Origin of the sequence: Pseudomonas sp. HY7a-MNA-CIBAN-0227, from assembly GCF_040310325.1 — a bacterium.
GTDB lineage: Bacteria > Pseudomonadota > Gammaproteobacteria > Pseudomonadales > Pseudomonadaceae > Aquipseudomonas.
Map to the genome: position 1 here is coordinate 281,894 of NZ_JBEOPT010000006.1, position 19,363 is coordinate 301,256.

The following is a 19,363-nucleotide window of genomic DNA, read 5'->3' on the forward strand; positions in this document are numbered from 1 at the left end:
CCCTACGCTTTGGCCCCGCTGCTTGGAGGGTCGTCCGCCTCGGCCCTCACCGCCTGCAACCGCTTCCACTCCCGATCCACGGCGCGCTTCGCCGTGTTCTTGTTGGTGTACAGCCACAACAACCGTCTCGGCTTGGCCTGGTCTCCTGCCGCCATGGTCTTCTCTTTACCGGTGGTCTCTTCGCGGTAGTAGGCGATGATCCCGGTGTAACTCACTTTATTGTCTTCCGCCAAATCCTCGACGGTATCTTCTGGCAGCTTGCTTTCCAGCTCCAGGCTCATGGTGTACCCGCTGTCCGGGCTGAGGCTGTGTTGCACATTGCCGCCGTACCAGATGATTTCGTCGATTTCGTCTTTCACACCCTGGAGTGTATAGGTCAGCTCCGGAATCAGATCGGGCCGGCCAGCCGCCAGGGTGTAGCTGAGGGTGGCACTGCCGCGACGCAGTCGGTTGAACTCGGCTCTGGCGGCGCGTAGGGCTGACTGTTTGTCGCTGTAGGTGTGGCGCAAGTCCTTGAGGTTTTCGCCACCGCCGGCAATGGCTTCTTGTTTCTTCGCGCTGTTCACGTCGTAGAAGTAGGCCCGCACACCGTCGTAGCTGTCGCGGTCGGCTTGTAAGTAGCGGTGCTGGTCGCCATCGGCACGGGTCAGGGTGATGTGGGGCAGGTCCAGGCCGCTGGCGGTCTTGCCGCCGCCAGCTGGCAGACACAGCAGGCAACCTGCCTTGACGCTGGCCACCGCGTCGAATTCTTCCCCCAGCCGGCTGATGAGATTGGCATCCGATTCGTTAGCCTGGTCGAGCTGCAGGATGGGCAGGCCGTCTAAGGCTCCGGCAATGGTGGCGGTGAGGCCGTTGCCAATGGCGATATCGCCCAAGACGTCGCCAAGGGTGGTATTGCTCCAGCTGCGTTCGCGTTTTGTTTTCAGACCCTTGCGCAGGTCGGCTGACCGAGCGCGAATGCTCAGCACATCCGGGGCACCACTGTGCTCGGTTTCGTCGACGGTGTACGTGCCTTTGTCCACCAGGCCGGTGTCGCTCCAGCCCAACCACAATCGCAACACCGCGCCTTTGGGCGGAATCGACAACAGGCCGTCGTGGTCGCTGAGCGTGATGCTGAGCTGGTCGGATTCGATACCCCGGTTATCTGTCAGCTCCAGGCCCATCAACCGCGGGCTGACGATCCGGGCGATGTCGTTGCCGTCGACAGTCAAGCGGAAAGCCGGTATTGGATATGCCGCATCGCGCTTGTAGCGATCGACGGTGTCTTTCAAGAACCCAGTGACTCGGGAAAGGGCGGCTTCGATCATAGCAACCTGCGCAGGATGTTGACGCCGACGGCGGTACCGGCGCCGAGCAGGTCGATACGGTCATCGTCGATACGTTTGAGGGACAAGTTGAACTCAATACGCCGAGGCGTACCGTCGCGAAAGAATAGGGTCTTGGTTTCGCTGAGGCTTTCGATCACCCAGAGGCCGTAAATTCGGCCACTTCCCTCGACCATCGGCCAGGCCTTACCGGTGTTTGCCATCAGCCGTATAACGTCCAGGCTGAGGGCACTGCCGGCGAGTTCCGGGAGGATGATGCCAGGCAGCGTGATGGTGTCATCACCACGTCCGAGGAACTGCCGCGCAGGTACCGCACCTATCCGGCTGTTGCTTGCGTGACGCCATTCGGTTTGGCGTTGGAGTTCCTGGTAGGCGGCGGTCGATAGGCTGAATACGAACATGCCTAGTGCGAGCATCATGTGGGGTTACTCCAGGTCAGACAGTTTGCTACGGGTTCGGGCGCCTTTCTCGCTGTCGATGCGGGCAAGCTCTGCGCGCACTGCCCGCGCAATCGCCATGGCGTCCATTCCCAGTGCGGGATGGATATTGATTTCGTATTGATCGTGGCTGTCGTAGCTGGGGCTGTTCATGGCGCTGATGGGAGGTCGGTCATCGACCGCCAAGGCGGTACCGCTCATTGTCCCGAGGGTCATGGCTCCAGCGGCGGTGAGCTGTTTGCTGAAAGAGGTTAGCGCCGCCAGCGGACCCCCTTCACCTTTTTCAAGCCCCTGCGTCAGGCCGGCCATGGTGAAGCCGCCCAGTTCTGCAAACACGCGTGATGGACTGTGGATTCCGAGCTTTTCCTTGAACCATCCGATGGTCGAATCACCGATCGATACGATAGTGTCTTTCACCAAACCCATGCCGGAGAGCAGGCCATTGATCAGACCGTTGACGATCATGCTGCCGAACTCGGTGAAACGTGACGGTAGCTCAATGCCCAGGTAACTGAGCACCCCGGCGAAGGCCTGGTAAACCAGTCCGAGGGGACTGAAATTCACAAGCGTGGCGATGATGCCGCCGATGCCCCCGTCGAATCCCGCTTTGATTTCTGTCCAGGCGTTGCTGAAATACAGCTTCACTGCGTCCCAGTTCCGGTAGATCAGGTAAGCGCCGCCGGCAATCGCCGCGACCACAGCGGCGATGATCAGAACAATTGGGTTGGCCGCCAGGCCCCACAGAGCAATACCCACCGTCCGCACGGCGGTCAATAGCGCGCCACCCATGGTCACGGCTAGCAAACGAATACCCTGCATGAGCATCGGTATTGCGTTTTTTGCGAGACCGATCAGCGTAGGAAATAGCCGTTGTGCTACACCCACAACGCCCGCGCTCTTGAGGCCAAATAAGGCCATGCCGTAACTGACCACGGCGAAGGGGCCGATCAAGCTGGCCAGGGTCAAGGCCAGCGCGCCGAAGACGCCGGCCAGCACGCCGACCACCATCAGGGTTTTCACCATGGCAGCGGCAGCGGCTGGGTTTTCCTTCATCCAGGCGGTTACACCTTTGATAGCGGCGGTGATGCTTCTCAGCGCCTCGATGTAGGTGGGCAGAATGGCTTGGCTCATTTCACGGTAGGCATTGGCCTTCTGAGCGAGCAACTCCAGTTCCATACCCTGAGCGGTATTCATGCCCTTGTCATAGAGTTGGTCAATGCCATCGGCCCCGGCATTCAGCTTGGCATTTTTGTGAATCTGCTCGCGTTGCAGGTACATCTGTGCGAACAAATTGGATGCGGTGCGGTTGGAGAAGATACTGCCGATGCTATCCAGTACCTGTTTTTTGTCCGTGATACCTTTGGCGGCCAACTGCGGCAACAGAATTTTTTCCATCCACTCAAACTGGTTTTCCCGGAAAAGCTCGCTGCCTTTGATCGCTCCGACGTCCAGAAAGGCTATCTGGCCGGCCTTGTCGTGTTTGACCTTCGATGGGTCGACCAGCCCCAGCTTTTCCATGTTGTTGGCGGCGCGCTTAGTGGTCTTGCCCTGATAGACGTTGGAATAGGCACTCATCATGGCCGTACCCACGCGGTGTCCACCCATCTCCTGCACCAGTGGTTCCATCTGGTAGTAGAAGGCCTCGTCTTTGATGCCCTTGGCCGCGACGCCGCCAGTTTTGATTACGTTCAGCCACTCATTCGGCCCAACACGGCCCCCTGTGGCAGTAAGGACCTTCTGCACGATATCGGCCTGATTAATGAAGGCCTCTTTGCTGGCAAGGCCGCCGCGCAGCTCGATCACCTTGAGCATGTCCATGAACTTGCGTTCGTTGTCGGCACCTTCTTCTTCGCCGTACATGGCGTGGTTGGCAAACTTCATTTTTGCCAGGGTAGGGGCGACCATTTCCGCTTCATGCTCGTCGGCGAACACGGTCATGGCGTCGCGCACCAACGTCAGGTTCTCGGTGACGCTGGTGCCGTAGGTTTTCATGCGTTTGGCAAATTCGATCGCTTTGCCCGTGTCTTCCTGCCCTAACCCCAGGGCGGCGACGCGATTCTCTTCAAGTGCGAATTGTTTGCCCTCCTGCAAAGGGGCATACAGCCCACGGCCTATACCGTAGGCCATCGCTGTGCCGGCAGCACCGCCCATGGCGGCCGAGCCGGCGAGTTGTTGGCGCTGGTCGTACCTTCCACGTGCCTTGGCTCGTGCCTGTTCCGCGCGGCCGATAGCCGCCAGGCGGTCTCTTTGCGTTTTAAGGGCGCGGTTGGCTGCGTCGACCTCTCTTTTCAATCGTGCTTCGTGTTCTCCGAGTTTGTTGGCAGCGATGCCGGCAGCCTTGAGCCTTGCCGCATGGGGAGACAAAGCGCGGCGTTGTTCCTGCAACTTTCCGGTGAGGTCGCGGACAGCCTCATGGGCTCTCCTGAAGTCATTTTTGAACTTACCCGATGCTGCTCCACCACTGGCACGCATGGCGGCCTTCATCTGACGTAGCTGTTCCTGCGCCTGATTGAGCTTTGTGGCGGTAGCGGTAATGGCGCCTTGCTGCTTTTTGTACGAACTGATGTCAGCCTGCTGATTGTTCAGGGCTTTGACCTGGTCGCGAGCTGCCTTCAGCGCCTTGGCCGTATCGTTGCTGCCGGCCATGATACGGCGCAACGGGCGGGTGGCTTTGTCGATGGCGTCGAGCAACACGCGCAGTCTTAAATCATTCGCCATCGACGCTACTCCTAATCCGCGCCCGTTCGCGCCAGTCCATCAGTTCTTGCAGGCCCAGCCGATCCATGTCGGTAGGCGCCCAATGAAAAACCACGGCCAGGTCGGCCATGGCGTCCTCTACATACCGAGGGATGCTTCCGTTTTCGCCGACTTCTGCAACAAAAAACTGATGACCTTGCTGCCGATGGCGACCAGGTCAGCAGGGTCCAGAGCGGCGGCTTCCTGTGGGGTGAGGGTGGGCGTGCTGATACGCGGCAGGACTTTGATCAGGCTGGCGACGTCAAGGTTGAGTAGGTCGCCCAAGCTGACGCCGCGCAGTTCGCCGGAGGACGGTTTACGCAGGGTAATCGTCTCGATCATCGTCTGGCCGCGTTGAATCGGTGTATCGAGGGTGATGATGTTGTCGTTGACGCCTGCTTGTTCTGGGGTGTCTTGGGATTTCATCGGTAAAGCTCCTGATGTCGGTTGAAATTGCAAATTTAGGTTCGGAAGGTCAGATGCCCAGGGCGTTGCGCTGTTTCTCCAACATATCGACGCCACCGACCTTCTCGATGAAGTTGAGCAGGTCGATTTCAATGATTTCCTCGTTGTCGACGGTCAACTTGTAGTAAGTGCAGGTAGTTTTGATGGTGTGTTCTGTGTCTTCGCCTGGCTTTGCTTCGCCCATCTCGATGCTCTCGTGACGGCCACGCAAAACGACTTCCACGGCGCTGACTTCGCCTGTGTCGTCCTGCTCAAAGGCGCCGGTAAAGCGCAGCGCCACGCCCGAAGCGTTCACCATGGCGAACTGTTTCAGGCTGATCAGATCCAGGCCGCCAGTCTTCCATTCGAACTGGATGCCGTCGTCGGAAAAGCCCAGGTCAGCCTTTACCGGACCGTTCATGCCGCCGCCGCGATAGGCTTCCATCTTCCGACCGAGGGGAGGCAGGGTGACGGACTTCACCACCCCCCTGTAGATGTTGGCGTCGTTGAACAGCATGAGGTTCTTAAGTTTGCGTGGCAGTGCCATGGCGGTGTTCTCCGGGTATTTGGCGTGGGGTTAACTCCCCTTGCGGGGAGGCCCGGTTTAGCTGTTGATCTTGCTGGCGAACGTCATCAGATAGCGGTCGGTAATACGCTGGCGCAAGGTGAGGTCTTCCAGGGGCGGCACAGGCGTGTAGTCGTAATCGATCGTCAGCTTGCCGGCCTTGAGGGTGTCCTTGTCGTTGATGTCTTCCGGGTACCAGCAATTGCCGCCAATCAGGTAGCCCTGGGCGATCAGCTCACGGAACTTGGCGTTGATGCCGTCGATAATGTCTTTGACTAGGGATGCATGCATGGGCTTATCCACTGCCCACATGTGTGCCTCGGCCATGGTGTCGGCGAGGATCTGCGCGGTACGGGTGTAGTTTTCGAAGGCGAACAGCGGATCGTCGCTGCACGTACGGCTACCCCAGAAGCGGAAGCCGCCCTCGTTGATGAGGGTGGTGACCTCGTTGCTGTTGAGGTAGTTGGCGTCGGTGGCCGGGTTTTGCAGATCCCAGAACACGTCGGCGCTGATGCCGGTCACGCCGTTGACGGCGACGTTGGAGATGGTCTTGTGCCAGCCGATTTCCTGATCGATCTTCGCTCGCAGGCCCAGGGCGCGCGCCGTGGCAGCGCCGGTGACGGTCTTGCTGGTGACGGTGTCCCAGTTGAGGAAGTCCGGCCAGATCACCATGACTTCACGGGCGCCGAAGTTCTCGCGGTAGGCGACTACCTCTTCCTTGGTCTTGCAGTTCCAGGCGCTGACGTAGGCGAAGGCGCGCAGGTCTTGGGCAACCGACACCAGGGCGGTGGCCACCGGCAAACTGTCGAGACCTGGCACGCCGAGGATGCGTGGCGTCATGCCAACGCGGGCCTTTGCGGCGAGCAGGGCCTTCATGCCGGTGTACTGGCCGTTAGCGTTGGTGGTGCCGATCAAGGCACTGGTGGTGGTGGCTTCGTCGGCGCCTTCCTTGACCCGCACCACGATGACGTAGGGCTTGGTCTGGTCGCCGATGGCTTGCAGGCTGGTCGCCAGGGTGCCTTTGACGCCGGCTTTGCCGATGGCGGCTTGAACGCTGGTCAGCAGGACGGGCGTGTCCAGCGGAAACATAAGTGGGTCTGCATCTTCAGCCGTGCAAACCAGGCCGATGACTGCGGTGGGGATGGTGCGAATGGGGCGGGTGCCGTCGTTGAGTTCGATGACCCGCACGCCGTGGAGATAGTCTGAACCGGCCATGGGTGGTTGCCTACGCTGTGATGGAATGACAGTGCACAGGCTGCCGCGCGCGCGCCGGTTGGGCGAGCGGCACGGTTTGTAACGGCGACGGCTACAGGGTCTCGTCGACTGAGGCCCAGGGAAACTGAACTTGGATTTCTTCAAAGCGCGCCACACCTGCATCACGCACGGACTCCCACCCCGGCTCATTCATCACCTGCATGCGTTGAGCCTCAGCAAAGTAGCGATCTGATCCTGTCAAAGGTTCGGCGTATGCCCGCAGTCGTGCAGCTTCAATTTGCTGTCGAGTCGGTGGCGGCAAGGCCGGGTTGAGGTGATCGAAAACCTGAGCCTCACTCATAAGAACAAGTTCTTTAGCTATGCATTCATCGTCCGAACCATCTGCCGCAAAAGCGAAGACTTCACCCGTCTTTTTGTGCTTGTAGTATTTCATCAGCGCAACTCCATCCAGCCGGTAATCGTGTCGTTAGTGTCCTGCCTTTCAACCCTGTACGTTGCGCCAGCAGGGACGATTGCTGACACCGTGGCCTGAGAACTCGCGCTGAGATAATGCTCAGCCAGCTTTATCCCGCTGACGTAGAGCGCAATGTAGAAATTCCCGGCTGACGGATCGCGAGCCGCGACCGAGACCTGAATAGGCTTTCCGGTGCTGTTTGTGTACGTCGTAGCCCAGGCTCGACTGGCGGTCACGTCCTGCCAGGTTTGACCGATGCCAAGAGCCAAGGCCGCAAAACGCCTCGGGCTCATCCATGTCGAACCGGAAGCGCCAGCCGCCGCCTCGGCAGCTGTCGCTTCGCTCAAGTTCCCGTTGTGCCAGAACTCACACCAGACCGAATAGGAATCACCGGCAGAGGTACGAGCGGCAAATCGTCGTTCGGTCGCTGAAGCGATCAGCTGTAGGGAGTAGGACGCACCACCGCTGACGTCAACTAGGCACCGACTCTGCACCCACCCGGCAGGCAAATTGGAAATAGCATTCGGAGTTATGAACTTACCCCCAGTCTTATAACTGTTGAAGTCCAATACCTCGGACACAAATTGATTGCCAATTCCCCAACCTGCATTGTCCGCAAGGCTCGAAAGCACAGGGCTCTGGGCCTGCTTTCCTGCAAGAGCGCTGGAAACCGTGGTTGCATAGGTGTTGATGGCTGTCCAGATGAACGCGCAGTTTGCCAACTGTCCGTTGTTGGTCCCGGCAGCGGCTGTGGGGGCGGTTGGTGTGTCCGTAAACACCGGGCTTTTCAGGTTGGCTTTTAGCGTCGGGTCAAAGTTCGACGAATTCCATAAGCTGCACCAGGCAAGAACGCCCGCCGGGTCTTTGCGCCGAAAGGCCATTTCATTGGACCCAAGGCTCCAAGCCAAGGTAAATCCATAATCGCCCATAACCTGATTCAGCGCGCCAGAACCTGAAAAACCAGGGGGACGACCGCCCGTAGAACCGCCGCCCAGCGCATAAAGCGCTGTCTTGGTGACTTCGGCGTAATCAGCTGCCGAAAGGCTTTTTGCGAAACCGTCAATAATTCCGTAGCCGTCAAGCGTTGCCGGATTGGTACCGCCGATAACACGACCGTACTTGTCCACTGTCACCTTTCCGTAGGCCCCGGCACTGACACCCGTGCGCCCTGCGACCATCTCAAAGGAAAGCGCGGTGGTGCCCAGGACAATCGGCGCATCCGTCACCAACTGCCAAACGCTATCGCTGTTTACCGTGCCCTTCTCAACGCTGACAAACAGTCCTGGCGTTACCTCTGCGCTGCTGTCTGCGTCCAGGGCGCGTTTCCATGCGCCCGACGCTGGTACGACATAGATACCGTTGTCCTTAGCCAGGGTTTGATTCTTCACCAGCACCCGAGCACCGGCCGACAGTAATTCCCCGTCAATTGACTGGAGACCGCTCAACACGATATTCGCGGTGGTAGCCATCAACACCGAATGCTTGAAGTCCAGCTTCGCCAATGCCTCGACGACCATGGTGTCGACATACTCACGAGTCGCCAGCACGACGCTGGGATCAATCTTCAACTCAATATTGGCCGTGCTGCTGACGATCAAGTTGATCCGAATCACCTGGGTCCGGCCCGAACCCTGGGCGAGCAGCGGTTTGAAGGTTGGTGCACAATTGGCAACGGCAACCATGTCGCCATCCGCGTCGTACAGCGCAAGTTCACGGACCCACCAACCGCCGACGCTCTCTGGGATAATCTGCTCGGCGATGATTACGCTGGCGTTGCCCGGGTCCACTTTTACCTGGTTGAGCGGCGCACGGCGGCGCTCGTTGATCAGTTTCGTCTGAGTGCGACTGGGAATTGGGTCCGTGCCGTTGGCATCACCCACGGCCATCTGGGCGAAGGTCCAGGCCGTACCGAGAGCTGCAGCGTTAGCCTGTTTGGCTTCGCCGATAGCGGTGAGGATCGCGAAGAACTGGCTGTTTTGGTCGGTCATGAGTAGATGTCCATCGTGTCGATATGATGTTCGCGGCCACCGATACGAAACGCGCCGCTGACGTCGATGTCGCGTTGCGTCGGTGGGTAAACGCTGAGTTCGTCGCCTTCGTACACGCAGGCCCCTATGAACACGGTGCCGGTGCTTTCCAGGCTGATCGCGAGGCCTGTCAGGTGGCGAGTGAGGGGCTTGGCGTCATCAATCAGCCAGGTCAGCTCCAGGTACATTTCTTCGGTGATGCCGGTGTCTAGCACACCGACCTTCAAAGCAAAGGTGGCAGGCACGCCTTCCGGTACGGTTTCCCACCACTCCATCACCTCGATCAGGTAGCCCAACGGCTCGACGACGCGGCGCAATGCGCCGATGGTGCCTTTGTGTGCGTGGATGTAGCGGGATGAACGAATGGCCGCGCGCTTGGTGGCCTCGGTCCAGTTGCTGTCCCAGCGGTCGACGGAGAAGGCCCAGGCCAGGTAGGGCAGCACAGACACCGGGCAGGTATCCGGGTTACACAACTGCCGCAGTGGGATCGGTACGCGCTGAATCTGTGCGAGCGCCTGCGCTGCCTGACGCTCAAGCGGCGTGGAGTTTCCCGGAAGTAGCTGCTGAGCGCCCATTACTCGGCACCCCGCGTGACGGTCACGCTGGTGCAGTAGGGCGCTTGGGCCTTGGTGGCAACGATGTCGACCCAGTTTTCCAGTACGACCTTGCGCACACCCTCGACAAACAGCGCGGCGTGCAGGGCGGATTCCGACACTTCCATTGCCAGGCGCCGACGTTGGCTGACGTATGTCAGCAAGCGCTGCTCAGCGGCGGCGAGAATCGGTTCCGACTCGGGGCCGCTGGTGAGCAGATACAGCTTGGCTTTGACCTGGTAGCGGAGGATTTGCGCGCCCTGGACTGTCAGGCGGTCGGCTACCGGGCGGCGGTCATCGTCGCTTAGGTAGGTTTTGACCGCTGCGATCAGATCGGCCGGTGCCGTGCCATCGCCGAGTAGCGATTGCACGGTGACCACCGCCACTGCCGGCGATGGGCTTTCAGCCGTGGCATCGGCAACCCGGCCGTCTGCGCCTCGGGCGTGGAAGATGTAGCTGTTACGCGGCCCGGCGGTGCTCAGTCCTTCCCAGGACATTTGCGCCCGCTCGCGCAAGCTTTCGTTGCTCTCCATCAGATGCGCTACAGGCGGGACTGCCATTGGTTTGGCTTCCTGAACCACCAGGCGCTGGACGTTGAAGTTGCCCGCCAGTTGGTCCAGATCGGGGCCTTTAGCCAGGGCCAGTAGGTTCGCCATGGACGCCTCATTCACCCGCTGACGCCAGATGGTTTCGCGGTAGGCGTTCTCTTGCAGCAGCTTGGCTAGGGGCTCCGACTCCATGTCGAGGCGGGCAGCAATCTCGGGCTGTTGCTCGATCGGCCACAGGCTGATCATGTAGGCCTTACGCTCGGCCAGGATCAATTCGAAGTCGATCTGCTCGACGATTTGTGGCGCAGGGAGCTGGCTGAGGTCAATCGCAGCAAAGGAATTCATACGCTCCCCCCCAGTTGCAGCGGCAGGCTCATGCTTAGCGGCTCATTGGTGTCGACGATGGTGCCTTCCAGCTCCAGCACCGACTGACCTTGCAGGTTCGCACCGAGGAACTGCACGCGGCTGAGGCTGATACGGGTCTCCCAACGCATCAACGCCATGACCGTGCCCGCGTACACGCGCAGTCGTGTGGCGTCGTTGAATGGGTGGTCTACCAGCTCGGGTAGCAGGCTGCCGTATTCGCGGCGCATCACTCGGGTGCCGATGCGGGTGGTGAGGATGTCTGTTATGCACTGGCTGATATGGTCCAGAGTGCCGATGGCTGCGCCGGTTTCTCGGTTCATTCTGGTTTTCCCGTCTTCGCGTTGCCCACCAGCACGCCGCCGTGCAGGTGCTTGACCAGGCTGATGTTGGCCGCGATCACGTCAGCGGAGACGGTCACGGTGCCGGTGACGTTCTGGTTGCCGGTTTGGGTGTAGTCGCCTTGGTGCGTGATATCGCCGACGAGATTGATGCCGCCCGTGCTGACCAGGTTGGTGGTACCGCCGTCGGCCAGGGTCGCGTTGAGGTGATGGGCGACGCTGTCGTACTCGATCACTGTGCCGTCGGCGTAGGTGCGACGGTGCAGGCCGGCGCGGTTGCCGTTGGCTGGGATGTGGTCGCTGAATAGGCCGGTCAGGACGACGCCGTTGGCGAGCTGGCCGGATGGGCTGAACAGGATCACCTGTTCGTCGACGGTGGGCGGGTCCCATTCCTGATCAGCACCGGCGCGCAGGGTTAGCCACGGCAGCCAAGCGGTGGTGAGGGTTCCGGTTTTTACCTTCACGCGTGGGGGCTCCATCTGCACGGCGGCAATGACGCCGAAGCGGATGAGGTTTTCGAGCATGCGGGAGAGGGCGGCGAAGTCGTTCATGGCGCCGATGGTGATTGCTCGCGCGCGCTAGTGCAGCGCTCAGGCTTTGTAGGACTGCACGTTACAAGGCGATCCTCGAATTGCTACAGTGCGGGAAATAAGTAGGAGCAGTGTTATGGCAAAGACGGAAAAGCCTCAACGGTTGTATCGAATTTTGGACTTCACAAGGGTTGTTCAGATTTTTGAAAAGAAGGAGCTGTTTTTTGCCAGTCCAAACTCTTGGGATGATCCATATGAGAAACGTATAAAGCATTCAAAGGTTAATGCGGTTTTCGCTCAGTGCTGGAGCAGTGCTCCAATATCCGATGCTATGTGGCGTATCTATTCACATAATGGTATGGGCGTCAGAGTCTCCACCACCGACTCAAAGTTGAGAGCTGCTTTGAAGTCGTCCGCTAAGTTAAAAAACTATCAGTTTAGAGTCGCGGAGGTTAGCTATTATCCTCAGAGCGAGTTGGACTGGAAGGCAAAAAAAATAGGACAAGATTTAAATGAGGCCTTTAAAATCTCTCGAGCGATAGATGCGCTTTATATGAAGCGTCAAGCATTCGACCACGAAAAGGAATGGCGTGGGACGCTATATGCTAAGTCTGTGGATCTTTTGCAGGAGCATAAAGGATTCACCGTTCCAGTCGATCCGCATAACTTTATCGATAGAATTCTTCTTGATCCAAGAGCCCCGGATGAATTGGTTCGCGCCTTCAAATTCTTTTTTCAAGAACATCTTGGATTCGAAGGGAACGTTCAACGCTCGGCTCTTTATAAATCACCAGACCAAATCGAGATTGAAGAGATATTGGCTGATCAGCTTTGAGTCAGATGTTGTAAAAGCTGGTCTCGGACGATATCTAAGTCCGCATCAGTAAACCCCAGCACTTCACGTTGTTCGTAACGTGTATCTGGTGCCCCGCGTTCCGCTCGGTCCTTCAATCCGTACTGGTGAACCCTAGCAATCCGGGCTATACGCCCGGTGAAACCAACGGTAATGGCGTTAGTGTTGCCTCGAACTTTCAGATATGAGGCAGTTCGCATCTTTTTGAACATCGCTAGTTTTCGCCGAATACGTCCTTGCTTCCCGCGAAGGTTTCGCTGTTTGCGTGGCGCAAACTTCGTCCCGTCCGGGTTCTCTTGAGCCATCACGCGTTTCTGCTGGCTGCGGCGCAGCTCCTGCCCAATGCTCCGGGCGAGCTTGCTGCGCTCCACTGGCTCCAGCCGATCCAGCAGCACCGCAGCCCAGGTCTCCAGTGCTTCCAGGTTACTTGCCATCAGGCACCATCCATTCACTGGTGTTGCCTTGTGCCCCTGGCTTCCAGTTCGGATCGAGGTAGCTTGCCACGTACTGCGGTTCGTTCGGATGCCTCACTGTAGTGAGCCCTTGGTCGTCCTTGCCAACGACTACGCGCTCTGTAAGTGCCAGGGTAATGCTGAGGTCTACCTTATCCTTGTCGAGGATATCTGCTTCGAACTGGATACCGTTTTTTACCTTGTCGAGGTTTTCGAGCAGCTCGGACTGGTTGACGCTGAGCCAGCCCAGAATCGGCAGCATCACGCTGTCAGGGTGGCCGGCGAACTCGGTGAGGATGATCTGCAGGTCAAAGCTGTATTCAAAAGACAGTGTATGTGCGGCCGTGCAACGTACCTTGCCATTGTCGATGAAGATCAACAGGCGGTCGGGGTCGTGCTTGAAGTCGGCGACTGTGGCCAGCAGGTGAGCGCGCAGGCTTTCTGGCTTGTTCATGGGTTGGCCTGCTGGTGTTTGTAGACCATGTCGACCTGATCCGCGCAGTCAGCCCAGGCGGCTTCGACGCGATCTTCTTCGGTCAAAAGGTCACCGTTTTTGAGGGGGCTGGTCGCCGGCAGGTGGCAAGGCACCACGGCCGGACAGCCAGTCACGATAAGCGGCGGCGCCGGTGAGGGCGGGGCGCTCGCGCAGCCGGCGAGCAGCGCCAGGCAAAGGCTGATCAGCCCATTTCCGAAGTTCGTCATTTTCACGTTTCAGCTCCTCTATTTTTCGCTCGCGTGTGGCGAGGCTTTGGCGCAGCTGATCCTGCTGGGCACGCAGGGTGCTCTGTGCAGTGCGTTCCTGTTTCAGGGTGTCTTCGAGGGTGTTGGCGGTTTTCAGGTTGCGATCGGCGTCGGCGCGGGCGGTCTTGGCCGCATCGTGCGCCCGTTCGGTTTTTCCTTCAGCGACGTCGATGCGGGTTTCTTGGACCCAGATCAGCAGCACCAGGGCGCCGAGGAGGGCGAGGCCATACAGGGCCTGGCGCAAGATGCTCACGCGCGGTACCAGCCGAGCTTGTTCATATCGGCGGTATCGAGCTGCTTGATCGGGCCACGCACGATTACGGCCCGTGCGCCGCTCATGATCTGGATGGATTCGGCCAACAACTCCATGTCGCTTTGTTCGGTCGACTCCGGTACTACCAGCAGATCGCCGTCCTGCACCCGCAGCTTTTGCAGCGCTTCGAAGTCAATCATGCCGCCACCCCTTGCCCGCACTCGCAGCCGGCGTGCCGCTCATAGGCGCGCTGGAGCTTGGTGTCGTAGAGATTCCGCAGGTAGTCCGGTCCGTTGTAGAGCTTGGCGAACTCGGCCCATTTGCGGGCCTTCAACGCCTTGTGTAGCACCGGGTCGGTTTCAATGAAGCGGGTGAAGGCGTCGAACTGCTGCGATTCGCCGGCACTCATCGCCGCCACAAAGTCCTGCACGCTGGCGTAGCCGAGGCGCTTCCAGTGGAACCCCATGATCTGGAAGGCTCCCCAGGACGCCGATTCCAGAGCGGCGGTGTCATCGATCAGGCGGGCCGTGGACAGGCGCTGGTGCTCGGAGGTACCGCCGATGTATCCGCCGGCCTTCGGGTTGACTAGCGCCGGGTTGGAGGTGGCGAGCTGGTCAGCGTGACGTTTGAGTTCGGCCGGGTCATCACCAGGGTGCCGAACCATGGCGAGCTGGCGATACATGATGTGCCGCTCGAACAGGATCACCGGTTTGCCGTTGTCGAGAAAGCCCTTGCCCTTGGATTCCACCTCATTGACCGCGTAGATGCTCGCCAGCGGCACGCCGAGACGTTCGGCAGCGACTACCAGGTCGTTGTTGCGCAGCAGTTGGGCACAGTCTCCACCAGCAAGGCTGGCTTGAGTCTTGGAACCGGCGACGCCGTCGGCGACCAGGCCCACTTTGACCTGGTATGCGCGGACAGCGGCTTCGGTGGCGGCGCCGTAGTCACCGTCCGGCACCACGTTGGCGCCATGCTTGTTGAGGTTTTTTTGCAGGATAAGCACCGCTTGCGAGCGGTTGCCGTGGCGAAGGGTGGTTGTCATGCGCTGGGCCTCAACAGGGCGGCGACGTTGCCGCGTGAACGGAAAATCAGGATGCAGAGCAGCACGATGGAAGCGGCCTGCCCGAGGCTGGTGGGCTGGCGGTCCAGCAGAATTTCCAGACCGCAGATGCACAACGTGGCGCCAAACACGCTTGCCAGCAGCGAGATGCTGCGCCGGTACCGAGCATCGCCTCGGGTATAGCAAGCCAGGCGCAGGGCACTTAGCAAGTAGGCGATTGCCGCGATCAACTGCACGGCCAGTTCGATGTTCTGCATATCAGGTGCCCCCTCTGATGCGACGCCAGATGTCCCAGATATCCGCCTTTTCCACCCAAACCATCAGTTTGATGCTGATCGGGATGACCACTAGGGCACAGAGAAAGGCGCTGCCACCGCTGGTGATAAACGGGATTGCCTGTAAGGCCATGGGCGCGAACAAGTAGCCCACGCCGGCCGACAGGAATAGAGATCCCAGCCGTTGCCAGACCTTCAGGTCACGCTTGGTACTGGTAACCAGCCAGGCACCGAGGATGGCGCCGAATAGCGCGCCGTCATCGATGACTGGCGTGACGCTGGCCAGGCCCAAGCCAATGAGCAGACCAGTTACAACGCTGGAAGTCGGATCAGCCATGGTGGGGGGTTCCTTGGTTGCAGAGGGTCAGTTCCATAGCTGCACCATCTGCCGCTGGGGCGCGCTGGTTTGGGCTTCGGGCATGTTGACGACAAGGCCTTGCGGCAGGATTGGGCCGTGGTCGGCCAGCCCGGGGTTGGCTTCAAGCACGGACTCGGTCACGCCTGCGGTACGGCCGTAGTGCCGCCAGCAGAGGGCGTCGACCGTGTCGTTTTGATTGGCGCGGACGGCGACGGGCATCAGATCAGCTCCACGGTAGTGCGGCTTAACCCGAGGAAGTCACGGACGGCCCAGCGCAGATCGCGGCGGTAATCGTCGATCGTTGGGGCTGTTTCTTCGGCTTTATCGGAGCCGGTATTGGTCGCGCTGTAGTCGCGGTATCGCTCGCAAACTTCGGCGCCGGTACCGGCCTCGATCGCGCGGCGATACAGATGGGCCTGAACCGATACATCTTTGATCTTGTCGTCGGGCACATCGGCCAACGTGGCGTAGCCGGCAGCCAGTTGCTTTGCTTTCCACGACTTCAATTCACGGTTGAGGTTGATGGCTGCAGCGATTACGGCAGTCTCCAGGCGGGCCGGAGTCACGCTGTTGTCGATGCGAAGCGTCGCGCGCAGCTGCTCAAGGTCGATTGAGGGCCAGAACGGGTCGGTATTGATATGGCCGCCGGTGATGGGACCGCTGGCTACGAATGCGCTCAATGGGAAGGGCCTCGGATGTCTGCGCGGGAAACTTCGCGCAGGATCTGCTGCCGGTTGAATTCGGGGTGTTGCGTACAGAGGCGGTCCATTGTTCGCATGGCGTTCCGATTCACGAGGACGAACTCGTGCGAACTGGCCGGCATGATGGCGCCGTGCTTGATTGGGCCGGTGCAGACGGTGCGGTCGTAAGCCTCTGTCTCGGCGATGTACTGTTCTGCCGCAGCTGACAGGCGCCGTTCGGATTCCGTAGGAGTGAAATCACTCTGGTAGAGGTTGGCAAAGGCGGTGTTCATGACTGCTCCGATAGATCGCCGGTGGTCGGGGCTTCACGTTCAGGAGGAGCGGCCTGGCCGATCCGCCCCGAGCCGGCGGGGTGCGTGGGGACGCTCGGTTAGCTACCAGTGGCAGCGTGTTTTTTCAGTAGGCGCTCGGCGCCGTCCAAATCCTTCTTGCCGCCGCAACCGTCGTGCAGCTCGATCGCCCGTTTGAGCAGGTCGATACCGGCCTGAATCTGTCCGGGCGGGCCTGGCTCCTCGGCGGTGATGCCATCCAATGTCGCGCGGCCGGTTGCCAGGTACAGCTTGGCGCGGGCCTGGTCCGGCATGTCCTCGGCGTCGGTCAGTTCGACGGTGCGGTGCAAGATGTCCAGGTCGAAACTGCCATTAGCCTTTTGCGCTTTCAGCGCGGCCGTGGCGATTTCTTCCGCTACCAGGCAACCGGTCGTGCGTTCAAAACGGTCCGGCATGATCAGCTTGTGTTTGAGCACATAGTCGGCAATGTCCAGGGCGCCGCTGTAGTCCTCGACGTCGACGCGCCAGACCATGACGGTGGTCATGACGTCGTCCTGAGCGCCGTTGCCGGCTGCAAGCACACCCTCGACATACGGGATGTACTCGGGCAGCAGTTGCAGCTTGAGCGCGGCCTTGCCTTCGTTGGACTGGATGGCTTTCAGGCGTAGCCGGTCTTGCAGCAGCTGATTCAACTGGTGCTCGTATGCTGTTGCACCGGCCATGGATTGCCGTGGTGCCGTTTTTGCTGCCTCCATCGCCGCGCGAGCGCGGCGTTGGTGGGCTTGGGCGATGCTGAGTGCCATGGGGTTAACCCTCGCTGCCTGCGTCTTCAACCGGCGTGATGTTTTCCAGCAGGCAGCCCAGACCGTATTCCTCGACCACATAAGCTTCGTTCGACGATTCGAAGTTGCTGACGCGGTTCCACTCTGGCTCTTCCTTGAGGTAGCGGCGGCGGGCACCGATCTGCCAGTACACCGACAGGTTGGCGAGCGTGGTGATGAGGATCGTGCCTTCGGGGATGTACGGCACTTCGTACAGCGGCAGGCCACCCACGCGACGTTGCGAGATGATCAGGTCGCTCGCCAGGGTGTTGGTCGCGTCTTGGTCCTTGTTGACCAGGGCGAGGAACTTGTCGTGCACCAGCTCGCGGCCGGTCAGCACCACCAGGCCAGGGTTGCGGCGGAACCAAGGGTCCAGCAATTGGATGGCGTCGTAGACCAGGGCGTCGATGTTCTTGAAGTCGCCGGCTTTACCGATGGTAATTTTGCCGGCGACTGCGCCTTCCTTCAGTACGCGGTCGGGTGCATGGGTGCGGTATTGCTGGAGCCAGCCAATATTGACGTCTTCCAGCAGCGGGTGCGCCGTGCGGTCGGTTTGTTCGGCGGCAGTGGTGCCGTAGAAACCAATCTGGATGCGATCGAGCGCCTGGCGCTGGGCGATTGCACTGGACAGGCGGGTTTGGAAGTCCGGGAACTTGGCCCAGGCGTCGAGCTGCTTGTAATTGACGTAGGTGTCGAAGTCGGTTTGTTCAGCCCGGAACTTGTCGCTGGACAGAGTGCCGATGGCGCGTGGTTCACGCTTTTTGAGGGCGGTGTTGGTGCGGCTGGCAACGGTGCTACCGACGCCCAGCCCCACTTTTTCGCCCTCTTGTTCGTCGACGCCGATGATGTTGATCTTGGTCAGGAACTCGCTCGACTCCTGGATCTTGGTCTCCAGCTTCTGCTGGATAGTCGGATCGACGCTGAAGGTGGCTGTAGCCGATTCAACGCGGTTGAGCAGTGCGACCTGGCCGAGGTACGCGGTAAAGAGTTTTCGAGTGTCGTTACGCATGTGTGTCTCCGATAGTGGGCTAGGCGGTGAAGGCCGCAGGTCAGAACTCAGCCAGGGCTTGTTTGCCGCCGCCGGTTACCGGTGGGCGCTGGGTTTGGGAGTGGTCTTGGGTGTCACCGAGGACGGTTTTCAGCTCGATCAGGTCTTTGCTGAGCTGCTCGACCTTGGTGTTCAGCTCGCCGGAAAATTTCTTCTCGGCGGCGAGTTGATCAGGCAGATCCTTGACGTGATCGGCAATCGCTTCGACGGCCTGGCCGATCTGGGCGAACTCGGCATCGTCCTTCGCCTGCTTGCCGCCGAGGAGTGCCTGCACCTTGCTGAAGAGCTGGGCGCCGAGACCGGGTTTGTCTTCAATTTCTTCAAACTGCAACTCGGTTTCTACGGCCTCGGTGAACATCGACGTCGCGGAATAGTGACGGTCTTTGAATGGGCTGGATTCTGGCTTCTGCGCGGAGAAAGACAGCACGTCGGTGCCCAGGCTGGCCGGGGAGTCGGTCACTGCCAGACCGACGATGTAGGCCTCGCCGGTGTCCGAGAAGCTGTCGTCAATTTCAATCGAGGTGTAAATCTTCTGCTTGGCCTTGTTCATGGCGATCAGATCGGGCGTCGGCTCGACCTGGGCGAACAGGGCCAGTTTTTTCACACCATTGATTTCCACTTCTTCCGTTTTTACTGCCAGCACGTCGCCGTAGGCTTTGAACGGGCTGTCGGGCAGTAGGCTGCGGAAGTGCTCCAGCCAGATACGGGCGCCGTAGGTCGACGGGTTGAAGTTCTTCGCTGCCTGTTCCAGCCAGCTGCGTTTGATAGTGCGCTTGTCGGAGGTAGCGCCCTCGACGGCGACGCGGAACCAATTGCTGCGAAATTTCTTCATGCCGGGAATCCTCAATGCGTTGGGCGCTAAGTGCGTTGCAATGAGGGGCATGGTCGTGACGCGCGCGAGTTGCGGCAACGGGACGGGATTGTAGAGATCGTGACTACAAGGGGCGGCGCTAC

The 19,363-nt window shown here is 59.7% G+C and carries 27 protein-coding genes and 1 pseudogene; 1 reads left to right on the forward strand and 27 read right to left on the reverse strand.

Annotation, left to right across the window (positions count from 1 at the left end; genetic code table 11):
- Positions 1 to 2: 2 nt before the first annotated feature.
- From AAEZ06_RS13165 to AAEZ06_RS13225, 13 genes are all read right to left on the reverse strand, one after another.
- Entirely contained in the window at positions 3 to 1,307 is a 1,305-nt protein-coding gene (locus AAEZ06_RS13165) for a phage late control D family protein (protein ID WP_350614605.1), read from the reverse strand.
- Entirely contained in the window at positions 1,304 to 1,744 is a 441-nt protein-coding gene (locus AAEZ06_RS13170; protein WP_149412932.1) for a phage tail protein, read from the reverse strand. Before AAEZ06_RS13170 ends, AAEZ06_RS13165 begins: the two co-directional genes overlap by 4 nt.
- A gap of 6 nt (positions 1,745 to 1,750) precedes the next feature.
- Positions 1,751 to 4,480, reverse strand: a complete 2,730-nt coding sequence (locus tag AAEZ06_RS13175) for a phage tail tape measure protein (RefSeq protein WP_350614607.1) — start codon at positions 4,478 to 4,480, stop codon at positions 1,751 to 1,753.
- The gene (locus AAEZ06_RS13180) at positions 4,470 to 4,589 is read right to left on the reverse strand and encodes a GpE family phage tail protein (RefSeq protein ID WP_149412934.1); all 120 of its coding nucleotides are present in this window, start codon (positions 4,587 to 4,589) and stop codon (positions 4,470 to 4,472) included. Before AAEZ06_RS13180 ends, AAEZ06_RS13175 begins: the two co-directional genes overlap by 11 nt.
- A gap of 8 nt (positions 4,590 to 4,597) precedes the next feature.
- Positions 4,598 to 4,924 carry a phage tail assembly protein gene (locus tag AAEZ06_RS13185; RefSeq protein ID WP_149412935.1) on the reverse strand — a complete coding sequence of 109 codons (327 nt, stop codon included), beginning with the start codon at positions 4,922 to 4,924 and terminating at the stop codon, positions 4,598 to 4,600.
- Positions 4,925 to 4,973: 49 nt separating this feature from the next.
- Positions 4,974 to 5,489, reverse strand: coding sequence for a phage major tail tube protein (locus AAEZ06_RS13190; RefSeq protein ID WP_350614609.1), 516 nt, complete (start codon positions 5,487 to 5,489; stop codon positions 4,974 to 4,976).
- Positions 5,490 to 5,546: 57 nt separating this feature from the next.
- Entirely contained in the window at positions 5,547 to 6,722 is a 1,176-nt protein-coding gene (locus AAEZ06_RS13195; protein ID WP_350614611.1) for a phage tail sheath protein, read from the reverse strand.
- 91 nt (positions 6,723 to 6,813) lie between these two features.
- On the reverse strand, positions 6,814 to 7,155 hold the full coding sequence (locus AAEZ06_RS13200) for a hypothetical protein (protein ID WP_350614613.1): 342 nt from the start codon (positions 7,153 to 7,155) through the stop codon (positions 6,814 to 6,816).
- Entirely contained in the window at positions 7,155 to 9,164 is a 2,010-nt protein-coding gene (locus AAEZ06_RS13205) for a phage tail protein (RefSeq protein ID WP_350614615.1), read from the reverse strand. Before AAEZ06_RS13205 ends, AAEZ06_RS13200 begins: the two co-directional genes overlap by 1 nt.
- Complete coding sequence (locus AAEZ06_RS13210) at positions 9,161 to 9,778, reverse strand: phage tail protein I (RefSeq protein WP_350614617.1); 618 nt, start codon at positions 9,776 to 9,778, stop codon at positions 9,161 to 9,163. Before AAEZ06_RS13210 ends, AAEZ06_RS13205 begins: the two co-directional genes overlap by 4 nt.
- Positions 9,778 to 10,689: a baseplate J/gp47 family protein gene (locus AAEZ06_RS13215; RefSeq protein WP_350614619.1), complete on the reverse strand. Its 912-nt coding sequence runs from the start codon at positions 10,687 to 10,689 to the stop codon at positions 9,778 to 9,780. Before AAEZ06_RS13215 ends, AAEZ06_RS13210 begins: the two co-directional genes overlap by 1 nt.
- Entirely contained in the window at positions 10,686 to 11,030 is a 345-nt protein-coding gene (locus tag AAEZ06_RS13220) for a GPW/gp25 family protein (protein WP_350614621.1), read from the reverse strand. The genes AAEZ06_RS13215 and AAEZ06_RS13220 overlap by 4 nt, the downstream gene beginning before the upstream one ends.
- On the reverse strand, positions 11,027 to 11,599 hold the full coding sequence (locus AAEZ06_RS13225) for a phage baseplate assembly protein V (protein ID WP_350614623.1): 573 nt from the start codon (positions 11,597 to 11,599) through the stop codon (positions 11,027 to 11,029). The genes AAEZ06_RS13220 and AAEZ06_RS13225 overlap by 4 nt, the downstream gene beginning before the upstream one ends.
- A gap of 115 nt (positions 11,600 to 11,714) precedes the next feature.
- Here AAEZ06_RS13225 and AAEZ06_RS13230 point away from each other — a divergent pair, with 115 nt between their 5' ends.
- The gene (locus AAEZ06_RS13230; RefSeq protein ID WP_350614625.1) at positions 11,715 to 12,413 is read left to right on the forward strand and encodes a DUF2971 domain-containing protein; all 699 of its coding nucleotides are present in this window, start codon (positions 11,715 to 11,717) and stop codon (positions 12,411 to 12,413) included.
- Here AAEZ06_RS13230 and AAEZ06_RS13235 read toward each other — a convergent pair.
- The 14 genes and pseudogenes from AAEZ06_RS13235 to AAEZ06_RS13300 form a co-directional block, all read right to left on the reverse strand.
- Positions 12,404 to 12,865 carry a phage virion morphogenesis protein gene (locus tag AAEZ06_RS13235; RefSeq protein ID WP_350614627.1) on the reverse strand — a complete coding sequence of 154 codons (462 nt, stop codon included), beginning with the start codon at positions 12,863 to 12,865 and terminating at the stop codon, positions 12,404 to 12,406. The two genes, AAEZ06_RS13230 and AAEZ06_RS13235, sit on opposite strands and share 10 nt — an antisense overlap.
- Positions 12,855 to 13,337, reverse strand: coding sequence for a phage tail protein (locus AAEZ06_RS13240; RefSeq protein ID WP_350614629.1), 483 nt, complete (start codon positions 13,335 to 13,337; stop codon positions 12,855 to 12,857). Before AAEZ06_RS13240 ends, AAEZ06_RS13235 begins: the two co-directional genes overlap by 11 nt.
- A pseudogene (lysC, locus tag AAEZ06_RS13245) lies at positions 13,334 to 13,516 on the reverse strand (Rz1-like lysis system protein LysC); the annotation flags it as partial. The gene AAEZ06_RS13240 and the pseudogene lysC, both read right to left, overlap by 4 nt.
- A complete protein-coding gene (gene lysB / locus AAEZ06_RS13250) occupies positions 13,428 to 13,877 on the reverse strand; it encodes an Rz-like lysis system protein LysB (protein ID WP_350614631.1) in 450 nt (149 codons plus the stop codon). The pseudogene lysC and the gene lysB, both read right to left, overlap by 89 nt.
- Entirely contained in the window at positions 13,874 to 14,077 is a 204-nt protein-coding gene (locus tag AAEZ06_RS13255; protein WP_350614633.1) for an RraA family protein, read from the reverse strand. The genes lysB and AAEZ06_RS13255 overlap by 4 nt, the downstream gene beginning before the upstream one ends.
- Positions 14,074 to 14,919 carry an N-acetylmuramidase domain-containing protein gene (locus tag AAEZ06_RS13260; protein WP_350614635.1) on the reverse strand — a complete coding sequence of 282 codons (846 nt, stop codon included), beginning with the start codon at positions 14,917 to 14,919 and terminating at the stop codon, positions 14,074 to 14,076. Before AAEZ06_RS13260 ends, AAEZ06_RS13255 begins: the two co-directional genes overlap by 4 nt.
- Positions 14,916 to 15,194 (reverse strand): phage holin family protein, encoded by a 279-nt coding sequence (locus AAEZ06_RS13265; RefSeq protein ID WP_105227845.1) that lies wholly within the window; start codon positions 15,192 to 15,194, stop codon positions 14,916 to 14,918. The genes AAEZ06_RS13260 and AAEZ06_RS13265 overlap by 4 nt, the downstream gene beginning before the upstream one ends.
- Position 15,195: 1 nt before the next feature.
- On the reverse strand, positions 15,196 to 15,549 hold the full coding sequence (locus tag AAEZ06_RS13270) for a putative holin (protein WP_350614637.1): 354 nt from the start codon (positions 15,547 to 15,549) through the stop codon (positions 15,196 to 15,198).
- Positions 15,550 to 15,576: 27 nt separating this feature from the next.
- Positions 15,577 to 15,789, reverse strand: coding sequence for a tail protein X (locus AAEZ06_RS13275; RefSeq protein ID WP_350614639.1), 213 nt, complete (start codon positions 15,787 to 15,789; stop codon positions 15,577 to 15,579).
- Positions 15,789 to 16,250 carry a head completion/stabilization protein gene (locus AAEZ06_RS13280; RefSeq protein ID WP_350614641.1) on the reverse strand — a complete coding sequence of 154 codons (462 nt, stop codon included), beginning with the start codon at positions 16,248 to 16,250 and terminating at the stop codon, positions 15,789 to 15,791. The genes AAEZ06_RS13275 and AAEZ06_RS13280 overlap by 1 nt, the downstream gene beginning before the upstream one ends.
- Positions 16,247 to 16,543 (reverse strand): hypothetical protein, encoded by a 297-nt coding sequence (locus AAEZ06_RS13285; RefSeq protein WP_350614643.1) that lies wholly within the window; start codon positions 16,541 to 16,543, stop codon positions 16,247 to 16,249. The genes AAEZ06_RS13280 and AAEZ06_RS13285 overlap by 4 nt, the downstream gene beginning before the upstream one ends.
- Before the next feature lie 98 nt (positions 16,544 to 16,641).
- A complete protein-coding gene (locus AAEZ06_RS13290) occupies positions 16,642 to 17,343 on the reverse strand; it encodes a phage terminase small subunit (RefSeq protein WP_350614645.1) in 702 nt (233 codons plus the stop codon).
- 4 nt (positions 17,344 to 17,347) lie between these two features.
- Complete coding sequence (locus AAEZ06_RS13295; protein WP_350614647.1) at positions 17,348 to 18,370, reverse strand: phage major capsid protein, P2 family; 1,023 nt, start codon at positions 18,368 to 18,370, stop codon at positions 17,348 to 17,350.
- Between the two features lie 40 nt (positions 18,371 to 18,410).
- Positions 18,411 to 19,241 (reverse strand): GPO family capsid scaffolding protein, encoded by an 831-nt coding sequence (locus tag AAEZ06_RS13300; RefSeq protein WP_350614649.1) that lies wholly within the window; start codon positions 19,239 to 19,241, stop codon positions 18,411 to 18,413.
- Positions 19,242 to 19,363: the final 122 nt, after the last annotated feature.